The sequence below is a fragment of the Grimontia marina genome, from assembly GCF_900060185.1.
GTDB classification, from domain to species: Bacteria; Pseudomonadota; Gammaproteobacteria; order Enterobacterales; family Vibrionaceae; genus Enterovibrio; species Enterovibrio marinus.
Genome location: NZ_FIZY01000089.1, coordinates 1 through 11,696 on the forward strand (window position 1 = coordinate 1; position 11,696 = coordinate 11,696).

Below are 11,696 nucleotides of genomic sequence, written 5' to 3' on the forward strand. Positions count from 1 at the left end.
ACAAAGCACACAAGGTTTATCCCTACCTGCTGCGTGATATCGATGTCACTTATCCAAACCAAGCTTGGGCGATTGACATCACGTACATCCCCATGGCGAAGGGGTTCCTGTATCTGGTGGCCATTATCGACTGGTATAGCCGCAAAGTACTGGCTTGGCGCTTGTCGAATACGATGGATACAAGCTTTTGCATTGAGGCTCTCGAAGACGCACTGCAACACTACGGGCCGCCCGATATCTTCAATTCAGATCAAGGCAGCCAGTTTACTAGCGCTGAGTTTACTCAGAGATTAATCGACCATGATGTACGGATAAGCATGGATGGGAAAGGACGCTGGGTCGACAACGTGTTCATCGAGCGATTATGGCGTAGCTTGAAATATGAGGAGGTTTACTTAAAAGCCTATACCACCCCCCGAGAAGCTGAACTTGAAATCGGCCACTACATGGTGTTCTATAACGAAGAGCGTAACCATCAGGGACTCAATGACCTTACTCCTGATGAAGCCTACTTCGGCAGGCAAAGATACGCAGCATGAGCGGGATCAAACACTTAAAAAATTAGCTTGTGTGTCCAACCAATGGGGTCCACTTCTTATCAAGGCCTTTGTGATGTTTATTGCTATCCATAGTAATCGCGTTGCTGAACTTTACAGACATAGGGTTTACTTGAGTCAGTCAAATTTTTAATACAACCTTGGTCGAGATCTCTCACTACGATATTGGGGTGTTTCCTGTGCCCGAAAGGAGCCGCCATGAGTGAGAAAAACGCATTTACTGAAGTGGTCGACATGCATCACGGAGGTATGAATAAGTTGGAAATTGCGAATGAGTTGTCGCAGAAAGGGTGGGGCTTTTATGATGCCTTAGAGTTTACGGAGAGCGTGTATGAGAATGAGTTGCTCTCGGATCCCATCAGAATGGGAAGCTCTTTGGAGGAGATGCGAAAACAGCCGCCGTTAGATATCTGAGATGCTCTTACAAAAGCCAGCATCCATTGCTGGCTTCTTTTCTCCAGCCACCTAATGCTAACTAACTAACTAACTAACTAACTAACTAACTAACTGCTATCGTTAGCTTTCCGTTATAAGCATTTACTTGCTTATACATTTCATCTCACTCGAATGATTCATTATTGGAATTTTTGTTCCACAACTAGGATAAACGAGCGTTTAAACTGGAATTATCCCTGAACTTTGAATCCCATCATTTTTCTCTTTGTCAATCACACTATTTTTATTTTATGCAACCTGGGTTCAACATTGATGTCAACCCCATTCATTCTATACAGGTGGACGGTAGTTCAAGGAAGTGACTTGTATGAACGCATACTATTCAGCCTTAAGTGGCTGGCTCATACCTATAACAAGGGCGATGAAAAGCTTTGATATTGATCCGGTGGAAACACTGGAAATATTCGGTATTTCTCCTTCCGAAGTGAATGATCCAGAAGGAAGGGTGTGTGTACAGAGTATGGGTAATGTCTTTGCCTACTGTAATAACAAAGTGGGAAATCGTGTCTTCAATATCGAAGTGGCGAAAAGCTTTCATCCTTCGGTGCTTCATGCATTGGGTTACGCCGTCCAGTCCGCATACAGCCTTCAGGAAGCGATGGAGCGTGTTGCACAGTACAAACGTGTCGTCTCCAATTGTTGTAACATGTACGCTTTTGAAGAGGGGGAAGATGACTTTGTTGCAGATTTCGAAGTATACCGATACAGCGACAGCGGCCGTCAGGTTCTTACCCCTCATATGATTGAAGCGTTCTTGGCAACATTGGTCAAGCTTTCCCGTGATATCGTTGGTCGCGATTTCAAACCGATAAAAATCCAGTATAACTTCGACAGCCTTGGTCTCGGTGATAATTGTGATGTGGTGGCGGAATTTTTCGACTGCCCTATTGAATATAACTGTGAGCGGAATGCCGTCGTGATGGACAGGGAGATCGCCCGGAGCCAGGCATTTGGAAGTAATCCGGTGATGAACCAATTACACTTGGATGTGCTTAATAAATTCATGTGTCGTGTTGATAAAACTAATCTGTCTTACCAGATTGAAAACCGTATTGTTGAAGAGTTGCCATTGGGAGCACCATCTCAGTCTGACGTGGCAAAGCAACTTGGGCTTAGTCTAAGGAATTTGCAACGCAAGCTGAGTGATCAGGGTACTTGCTACAAAGATATTCTTGAAAGCACCCGCAAGCGACTGACTATGAACTACATCAAGCAGCCTCACCTTAGCATCAGTGAAATTGGCTATCTGGTGGGCTTTTCTAACGTTGCTAACTTCAATCGTGCTTTCAGGCGTTGGCAGGGATGTGCACCCGGTGAGTATCGCCACCGTTACCTTTCATCTAACTCTCTTATAGAAACATGACGCCATTAGTTTGGTGAAAATTTCATAAGGACGCTATTGAGCGTCCTTTTTTCCATTACCAAAAATCTTCAGAAGATAAACCTTTGGCATAAAATAACAAAGCGTTCGCTCAGGCTTAGCGCATATTGGACATTCAGTATCGCAATAGAGATGAGCCCTCTCCATTCTGCAGTTGTTGTTGGACGCGGCTGAATATAAGAGGTGTACATTCGGGAGACCCAAATGAGCAACGCTGAACAATTCTCTGACCTGATGGTTACCGAACAAGTGGTAACGAAATCCACGGATGATATGACTACCTTGTTCGATGCCCAAAAGCGCGCCTTTAACCAGGATAGGTTCCCTTCCTACGAAAGCCGGATCGCGGATTTAAAGTTACTTAAAGGAGCCATTCACAATAAAAAGGAAAAGCTACTCACGGCACTGGAGCAGGATTTCGGCTATCGAAATCACAATGAAAGCATATTGGGTGACATCTTTTCTTCCCTTTCCACGATTGATTACACAATCAAGCACTTACGTGCTTGGATGAAGCCACAAAAACGTAGGGTTGGGATTGTCTTTCAGCCTGCTAAAGCTGAAATTCATTATCAACCTTTAGGTGTGGTCGGCATCATTGCACCTTGGAATTACCCGGTATTTCTCACTATTGGACCGCTGGTGGCTGCGGTGGCTGCGGGAAACCGAGCCATGATCAAAGTGTCTGAATTTACACCTGCCACCAATGCAGTGCTTGTAGAAATGCTTGGTAGTGTCTTTTCGAATGATAAGGTATGTGTGGTGCAAGGGGATGCAAACATTGCCAAGTCGTTTTCTGAATTACCGTTTGATCATCTTCTGTTTACCGGCTCCACTCAGGTTGGTAGGCATGTGATGCTTGCGGCCGCAGATAATTTGGTACCCGTAACGCTCGAACTTGGTGGTAAGTCGCCAGTGATCATTGATAATGATATGCCATTGAATGAAGCTGTAAAGCGTTTTATCTACGGCAAAACTATGAATGCAGGGCAAACCTGTGTCTCCCCTGATTACATCTATTGTCCACAAGATCGTGTGGATGCTCTGGTTGCTGAGATCAGTTTACGTTATGAATCTATGTACCCCTCAGAACTTGGCAATGATAAACGCACGCGAGTCATCAACCCTAAACAGTTCCAGCGTTTGTTGAGGTATTTGGAAGAGGCCGCCAATCAGGGGGCGACAGTCATGCATCTTGGGAGGCTGAATATCCAACAGGATGGTTGCTTTATGCCACTCACATTGGTGTTGGGAGCAAAGCCTTCCATGAAAGTGATGCAAGAAGAAATCTTTGGACCAATCCTGCCCATTCTTGGCTATGAAGATGTTCAAAGCGTCATTGATTCGATTAACAGCAACCCAAGGCCACTGGGACTTTACGTGCTGAGCTTTAACAAAAATTTTCAGTATCGCTTCTTAAGAGAAACTCATGCGGGGGGCGTTTGTATCAATGACGCAGCGTTCCATGTTGTTGTCGATGATTTGCCATTTGGCGGCGTGGGTGACTCGGGTATAGGAAGTTATCACGGTGTAGAAGGGTTTAGAACCTTCTCCCATAGCAAGTCAGTGTTAGTGCGCGGGAAATTATTCTTCAGCGACATGTTGTTCCCGCCTTATGGTAAAAAAGTGCATCACTTGTTCTATAAGTTCTTTGTTGGAGATAAGTGAGTGACGCTGTCACAGATAATGGCAGTAAACTCAAGCTCCAACCGCATGGGAGCAAGGATGAAAAATACAGAAGGATAGTGAAAGTGACAAAAGGTGAGCTAAACAGCAACGCCACAATGGCGTCATTTATCGAAAGCGCCTGCGACAAATACGCAGACAAAACCGCATTCTATTGCGGACCACAAAGCCTGACCTATCGCGAAGTCGAAGAAAAGTCTCGGCAACTGGCGGGTTGGATTCAAAACAATACTAACTTAAAGCCAGGAGACCGGATTGCCATTCAGCTCCCCAATATTCTGGATTTTCCCATTGCTGCGTTTGCAGCCTTGCGCGCCGGATTGGTGCTTGTAAACACAAATCCACTTTATACCGCCAGAGAAATGCAGCATCAGTTCATTGATTCCGGTGCCAAAGCACTGGTTATCTTTGCACCACTTTCTGCCCCTTTGGCATCAGTTATCGACCAGACCGGTATTGAAGTGGTGATTTTTGCCAAAGGTGGTGGGTCGGCATCAGTACAAAGCGAACGGGACCTTCAGCAAGTAGAACTGGATGAGATCCTGTCGGCCGACGCTTTCCCATTCTCTGTACCAAACATTGATGCCGAAGCGATCGGCATGTTGCAATACACGGGTGGAACGACCGGCAGAGCTAAAGGGGCGAGCCTTACCCACGCTTCGGTGTTAGCAAATATGGAGCAACTTGAAGACCGCCTAAACGGCGTCGTTGTTCCGGGTGAAGAGTTGTTTGTTTGCCCGCTGCCGCTTTATCACATCTACGCGTTCGCGGTGAATCTCATTCTCTTTTTCTCGCAGGGGAATACCAATATCCTGATCCCCAACCCAAGGGATTTGGATACTTTCGTTGCCCAATTGAAACCTCATAAATTCACTGGCTTTGCAGGCATCAACACCTTGTTTGTGGGTTTGTGCCAACACCCTGAGTTTCGAGCGCTGGACTTCTCACATCTTAAAATCACTCTTTCAGGCGGTACCGCTTTGATTGATGCTGCAAGGCGAGGCTGGGAAGAGTTAACTGGTTGCTCCATTACAGAGGGCTATGGGATGTCGGAGACTTCGCCCGTGATCAGCTTGAACCAGCCGGGGCGTGAACACTATGGCACAGTCGGGGAGCCATTAGTCAACACCAAAGTAGAGATCTGGGATTTGAACGATCAGCCGTTGCCTGATGGTGAAGTTGGCCAAATCGTGTTGAAAGGCAAACAGGTCATGAAAGGTTACTGGAACAACCCGGAAGAAACTGGGCAAGTTCTGACAGCGGATGGTTTCTTTAAAACCGGAGACATGGGGATCATCCTAGATGACGGTTGCATTCAGATTGTCGACAGACTGAAAGACATGGTGCTGGTCTCTGGTTTTAACGTGTATCCCAGTGAGGTTGAGCAGGTACTGTGTTCACACCCTGATGTCCTCGAAGCTGCGGTCATTGGTGTAAAAAAAGATGATACCACCGGTGAAGCCGTCAAGGCATTTGTTACTGCTAAAGACACGCTGGAACTCACTGACCTTGAAGTATTTTGTCGCCAAAATCTCACCGCCTATAAGGTACCTAAACAAGTGGTTGTGGTGTCGGAACTGCCGAAAACGGCAGTGGGTAAGATCCTCAGAAAAGATCTCCGCTCCAAAGGCTGAATTTAACGCTTTTGTTTTGCCTTTTATCGTCTTTTCCGGTGCTGATACACCGGCTTTTTTTTGGCTTTATCGGCAGAAATAATAAAGCCCGCGTTTTGCGGGCTAGAAGTAAAGTCTTTCTAGGGGCTGTTGACCTTTGGTGATGATTTTTGCAGCAGTTTGTGGGGATTTTATGCAAGGCAGAGGCTTCGATGTGTAGCTAGCCTACATGAGAAGCCGATAACGCAGCAGAAATTCCCCACAAACGCTGCCCGAAGAGTTCTGCTCTAAGCGTTTTATGCTTTTTTGAGGTGTATTTGCTTAGAATGACTAGGCGGCACACACCTCGCCGCGCGTGAAACGCTTATAGCGAGAACAAAATTTAACCACCAAAGGTCAACAGCCCCTAGGATCAGAAACGATAGTTTGCTTGTAAACCGACAATCAACAAATACCCTTTTGCGGTGTAGTCGTGGGTTGAAGTAAATAGGCTTGTTTCAGTGAATGACTCGTCTGATCTATCCATATAGGCAAAACCCAAATCGAAAGACCAATTGGAATCAAGCTGGTAGTTCATACCCGCGGCATACCAATATGCTTCCTGATCCGGAATACTTAACGTGGTGGCGCCTGCCTTTTCATCAAGCGCAAAGCCAGCGCGCAGTTTGAGAGTAGGATCAAGCTGGTACGTTGCACCAATTGCCCATCGCCAACTGTCGTCGTATTTTTCTGGCTTCAAGAAACAGATGCCGCCATTGGTGGTGCAGTCACGGCTCGAAGCGCTGAACTCCTTATACTCGCTCCATTGTGTCCATAGTGCACTGTAATGAATCGAGAGTTTTTCACTGACTTGGTGAAAACCCGAAAACTCTGCCATAGCGGGTAACGGAACATTTGAAACAGCGGTGGTTGAACCGCCACCAGGAATCGCCACCCCAGGACTGAAATCAGTAAATGTGCCTTCCAGTTTCAGATCAACACCGGAACGGTATGAGAGGCCAAAGCGGTTCCTTTGACCCAGCTCCAACAGCGCGCCGACATTCCATCCGAATGTCCAGTCATCACCATCCCAGCTTAAGATCTTGTCTGAAGCTTGTTTGCCAAATGCGCCGGCACCTCCGCCGTAATGTCTGTTGACTTCGCCGGTTGCATAGACGAGGCTGATTCCAGCACCCAGGCTTAACATTGGGCTGATGTTGTAGGCCAATGCGGGGTTTAAGTTAACGGTGAAAAGCTCAGTGTCACCACCCAATTCGCCTGCCAGAAAGTCATCTTTTAAATCTGTCCCCAAGCCATAATTGGCATAAATCCCAAAACCGGCAGCCAATTGTTCGTTGATAGGGTGGACATAATAGCTAGCGGGGGCAAATTGCGAAGGGATAATATCTGATGAGGACTGCGCGTCTGAAGAGCCTGAAACATTGATTTCCGCATCAAAGTAAATTAGTGATCCAGAAAATTCTGCACGCTCGAACAATGTCATAACTGCTGGGTTTCGCCCCATGGCGGCGGCACTGTCTCCGATGGCGGCTTCACCTGCATGGGCACGCCCCAAACCCGCAACTGAATCAAAGGCGATTTGGTATCCCGCAGCGTGAGACTGATTGACACTCAGCGCAGATAGTATCAAAACTGCTGTCGAGGAAAGGGTCAAACGTTTTGCATTTCTTACTGCCATAACAACCTCCATGGCTGAAGTTAATCCTGTGATTTTTATAAGAATCCTTCAGATAGTAGGCAGTTAGGCATTGTGGGCTGTAGTCTCCCTGTGCCATTAACCTATCCTAATTGGTCTGTAAGACTTGGAGGGGATTAACGGGAGGCATTTTTATGAGGAAATCAGGCCATCGGGTCGGAGATGGACTGTTGACTGGGTGTGTATGGGTGAATTAAAAGTGCAGTGTAATCAACTGTTTGGTATGAGAGGCAGGTAAAGAAATTAAGTGTTTTCAGTGGGGCGTTCTCTATAAGTGGATATAGCGGACGAAACAATCCATGATTTCTAATTGCTGTTCCAAACTCTTTTGCAAGTGCTTGATATCGACTTCCGGATCCAGGTATTTAATGACATGTTTAACGAATGCGGCGACTTGGGCGTCTTTTACTTTCTTTGAATGCACAAGGTTACTTTTGATGATGACAAACAAATCTTGTGCTTGATCGCTATTAAGCAGTTTACGTGCGGTAATTCTAATGTCTGCTTCATCGATGTTTGCACCGTTAGGGTGACAAGGCTGGGCGACATATTCTGAGTGTTTACTATTAATCTCTGCTTGCGAAATGACATTGCAGGTACGGACGATTATCACGCTTTTTTGCATCTCACCGGCACGTTCCAGATTAAAATGAAAGTATTGCCCCATTCCTTTTCCCTATTGAAAACTCGGTCAATTGTCTTAGCTAAAAGTGCTTCGATTTTTTTCATCATCTTATAAAACGAGATATGACCAAGCTTGTCATAACGTGCCAGATCGTTATCCGATCGAACTGGTGGCTAGATTACAAAGGGTAAAGGGAGGCTCTCAATCCGTGCACTTCTTCGTTAAATTCCACGGAAATAGAACGACTATTCCTTGTGAAATTTGCCTTGAATTGAACGTATCGATGACCTCTGAATGCGAGCATCTTCAGGTTGATTGGGCACAGACTGAATGCAGTAAAAATTTGAAAAAGGCCAGGTTGCTGCTTTCGCAACCTGGCAAAGATAATGACTTTGTCGTTTAGGAATGGATATATCGGATAAAGTGTTCCATCAGGTGGAATTCACTCTGCAGGCCCGAAAAGACTTGTTTGAAATCTGTACCTTCTGGGCTTGCTGCTACGATGCGTCGTGAAAAGTCACCAATTTGTTCATCGGTAACGTTTTTGGACCGCATCAGGTTCTTCTTAATCACAGCAAATACGTCTTGCTCTGGCGTGGTCAGCGCCAGATCTTCGCCCGCGGCTCTAACTTCTTTTTCATCCACTTCTGGTGCAGTAAGGACTTTTTGTGGTTGGTTCCACAAATTCACTTGCGATAAAGCCACACAAGCGCCGCCAGCAATGATCATCTTACGCATTGAATCGCGTCTCGATTGGTCAAACTTATCCATGATAGGCTCCTATTAATTCCAAGGACTGACAGTAATGGTGGATGGCATTCTCAGATCGTATGCCCAACGACGGCGTGAGTTCTTCTCACGGATTTCATCGTCCAATGCTTGCAACTGCTGCTGGAAAACATCCAGCAGTGGGTAGACATTTGGGTCGTGCTTAAATTGTCCTTTGGGGTACTTACCGAGCGAGCGGTGCCAGTCATCCGGAAGATCTGTGAAGATTCGAGAGAACATGAACAAACCAGCGCCAACATTCATCGGTGGACAAATATTAAGCCAGTCACGTTCAGAGTAACCAAAGTGCGGGTCGATAGGATGGTCGCGGTAAACACCTAAAGCACTCAGCTTCATAAAGGAAACCATGCTGCCGAATGCGTGGTTCACTGACATCCAGTAAATGATTCGGGACACGATATCGATTAACTCATCCAGAGTATCGGCATGATCCGGGAAGCCTCTTACATTGCCATAATGTGTTGTTTCATAGAGGAAGCCCTGAAGTTCCGTATCGTCTTTAACGTCTTGGTCAGAGTGGTAGTAAAGGCGAAGATATCCATCGACCCATTCATTTATGATAGGAGCCAGTCCGTTGTCGTCGTGCTGCGGGTATTCATCAAGCTGGGCAAGGACTGGGTCGGCCATGCGATCAATCGGTGTGCTGTGCTCGAAGAAATGGTAGTGATTTTTTCTTCGTAGCGTGGCGTTCACAAAGGTTGTGCTGCTGAAACCAGACAATCTCTGAATTGCGCCGGTTAGCAGGCCATTGTATGGGTTGCCATAGGTATACTCATACCCTTCACCATTTGGCAGTCCGCTGGTGCCAACTTCTTCGAAAATGCCGATATGGTTATTGGTGACCAGAGCCATCAGGTGAGTATCCAGCAATGGGCGCAGTGGATGGTATTCCGTGATGTTACGAAAATACGCCACAGGAATAGGGCCTAGGTAAACGTGGGTAGACAGGTGATCGATAACGCCTGCCATTGATGTCATGGTCGTGATGCAGTTCTTGGCCATCTGCCACGCCCAGTAGTTATCTCCCGCTGTAATGATTTTCGATGGCGGGTGCTTCTGGTCACCATACCCGAACATACCCAGGAAGAACCAGCCAATATCATTCCAAAAGCCACCTGGTTGTGGGGTTTGTGTTGGCTGAATAGCAATTGTTTTCAACCCAGTACCATTGGCGGGAATGGCAAACAGACAGATACCTGCATGCAGACGAGCACCGAAGTTATCGAAATTGCGGGCGGCGACGGTTTCATCATGGAAGTCGGCAAAATCGAGTATAAAGAGGCGACCTTCTGCCATTGCCTGATCCAGATTGTCTGATTCAAACCCCTGAACGCGTCTAAAGTGGTTATTTGTGATGGGGAATTTGCTCATATGTTGGGTATAAGGCTTGAAGTAATTAAATACTGGCGTTGGTGCGGCAGTAACTAGCCAGCCAATCAAGTCATCGAAACGGAAATCCCCGTCATAAGGAGCCTTAGGCCACTGTTTGATGCGTTCCTCATATTTAGGATGGTCGGTACAGAAAGTAGGGTAAAAGTCGAGCTCGTCTACCGTATTACACTTCCTATGCGGGAAGGTCAGTAGGATAGGATCCATGATTTCAAAAGTGATACGTTCCGGCCTTCCATCTGCCAGCTCGCTATATACGACGGTCAACAAGTTGATGAATTTCGCAGCAATATCTGGCGACAGTACTATGCTCCAGAAGTGCTTCTCCAAGTAAGCCACTGTCCCTTCAAAAAGCCGCACCCCAGCGAAGTTGGTGTCGGCATCGTTCACATTGAAGTTATATTCCTGCTCATCTAAACCGCCTCGGTATCGCCACTCATTGGCATTGGCGACGTCTTCACATTGTATATTCCCATGAACAACAGCCCCGGGGAGTTTAAGGTATTCAAATGTGTTTTCTTTTCGCGCCTTGGATAACGCGTAGGCCCGTTGAGCCGAGGTGTTGAAGTCGTATTGCGGCAGAGAGACAGGAGGGTAGGGGGAGGCTGCTTTTTCATTGCCACCCAATCCGCCGGGAGGTAAGGCATTCAATATATCAGCCAGAACACCAGTCCCTTTGTGACATTGCGCCGAGCCAAACAGGAAACGTGTCTGAGCATCGCTTGAGGCGGGAGTAGCATTGGGATCAGGAACATTCAGTAGTGACTGTAGTTCTTCGATTTTGTTGTCGCTCATTGTTTACCCCTTCATTTCTTGTAGGTGGTCCAACATAGGGACACGCCCAAACCCTTAATGATGTAGAGAGAAATGCGATAGTCTGATGCAACTCTTCACTTTGTTACTAAAGGAGAAGTGGACCCCATTGGTTGGACACACAAGCTAATTTTTTAAGTGTTTGATCCCGCTCATGCTGCGTATCTTTGCCTGCCGAAGTAGGCTTCATCAGGAGTAAGGTCATTGAGTCCCTGATGGTTACGCTCTTCGTTATAGAACACCATGTAGTGGCCGATTTCAAGTTCAGCTTCTCGGGGGGTGGTATAGGCTTTTAAGTAAACCTCCTCATATTTCAAGCTACGCCATAATCGCTCGATGAACACGTTGTCGACCCAGCGTCCTTTCCCATCCATGCTTATCCGTACATCATGGTCGATTAATCTCTGAGTAAACTCAGCGCTAGTAAACTGGCTGCCTTGATCTGAATTGAAGATATCGGGCGGCCCGTAGTGTTGCAGTGCGTCTTCGAGAGCCTCAATGCAAAAGCTTGTATCCATCGTATTCGACAAGCGCCAAGCCAGTACTTTGCGGCTATACCAGTCGATAATGGCCACCAGATACAGGAACCCCTTCGCCATGGGGATGTACGTGATGTCAATCGCCCAAGCTTGGTTTGGATAAGTGACATCGATATCACGCAGCAGGTAGGGATAAACCTTGTGTGCTTTGT

Annotated in this window: 10 protein-coding genes; 5 read left to right on the forward strand and 5 right to left on the reverse strand. The window is 46.6% G+C overall.

What is annotated here, in order from left to right:
* The 5 genes from GMA8713_RS24245 to GMA8713_RS24265 all read left to right on the forward strand — a co-directional run.
* The coding region (locus GMA8713_RS24245) for an IS3 family transposase (protein ID WP_062705098.1) at positions 1-539 on the forward strand (539 nt) is incomplete at its 5' end.
* Between the two features lie 216 nt (positions 540-755).
* Positions 756-971 (forward strand): hypothetical protein, encoded by a 216-nt coding sequence (locus GMA8713_RS24250; RefSeq protein WP_062715075.1) that lies wholly within the window; start codon positions 756-758, stop codon positions 969-971.
* Positions 972-1,320: 349 nt separating this feature from the next.
* The gene (locus GMA8713_RS24255; protein WP_062715077.1) at positions 1,321-2,376 is read left to right on the forward strand and encodes an AraC family transcriptional regulator; all 1,056 of its coding nucleotides are present in this window, start codon (positions 1,321-1,323) and stop codon (positions 2,374-2,376) included.
* Between the two features lie 222 nt (positions 2,377-2,598).
* Positions 2,599-4,062 (forward strand): coniferyl aldehyde dehydrogenase, encoded by a 1,464-nt coding sequence (locus GMA8713_RS24260; RefSeq protein ID WP_062715079.1) that lies wholly within the window; start codon positions 2,599-2,601, stop codon positions 4,060-4,062.
* 116 nt (positions 4,063-4,178) lie between these two features.
* Positions 4,179-5,714: an AMP-binding protein gene (locus tag GMA8713_RS24265; protein ID WP_157515769.1), complete on the forward strand. Its 1,536-nt coding sequence runs from the start codon at positions 4,179-4,181 to the stop codon at positions 5,712-5,714.
* 391 nt (positions 5,715-6,105) lie between these two features.
* Here the strand turns inward: GMA8713_RS24265 and GMA8713_RS24270 are convergent, their stop codons facing one another.
* From GMA8713_RS24270 to GMA8713_RS24290, 5 genes are all read right to left on the reverse strand, one after another.
* Positions 6,106-7,371, reverse strand: coding sequence for an outer membrane protein transport protein (locus tag GMA8713_RS24270; protein WP_062715081.1), 1,266 nt, complete (start codon positions 7,369-7,371; stop codon positions 6,106-6,108).
* Positions 7,372-7,657: 286 nt separating this feature from the next.
* Positions 7,658-8,056: a hypothetical protein gene (locus tag GMA8713_RS24275; protein ID WP_062715083.1), complete on the reverse strand. Its 399-nt coding sequence runs from the start codon at positions 8,054-8,056 to the stop codon at positions 7,658-7,660.
* 357 nt (positions 8,057-8,413) lie between these two features.
* The gene (locus GMA8713_RS24280; RefSeq protein WP_062715085.1) at positions 8,414-8,785 is read right to left on the reverse strand and encodes a hypothetical protein; all 372 of its coding nucleotides are present in this window, start codon (positions 8,783-8,785) and stop codon (positions 8,414-8,416) included.
* Positions 8,786-8,797: 12 nt separating this feature from the next.
* Positions 8,798-10,987: a lipoxygenase family protein gene (locus GMA8713_RS24285; protein WP_062715087.1), complete on the reverse strand. Its 2,190-nt coding sequence runs from the start codon at positions 10,985-10,987 to the stop codon at positions 8,798-8,800.
* Positions 10,988-11,157: 170 nt separating this feature from the next.
* The coding region (locus GMA8713_RS24290) for an IS3 family transposase (RefSeq protein WP_062705098.1) at positions 11,158-11,696 on the reverse strand (539 nt) is incomplete at its 5' end.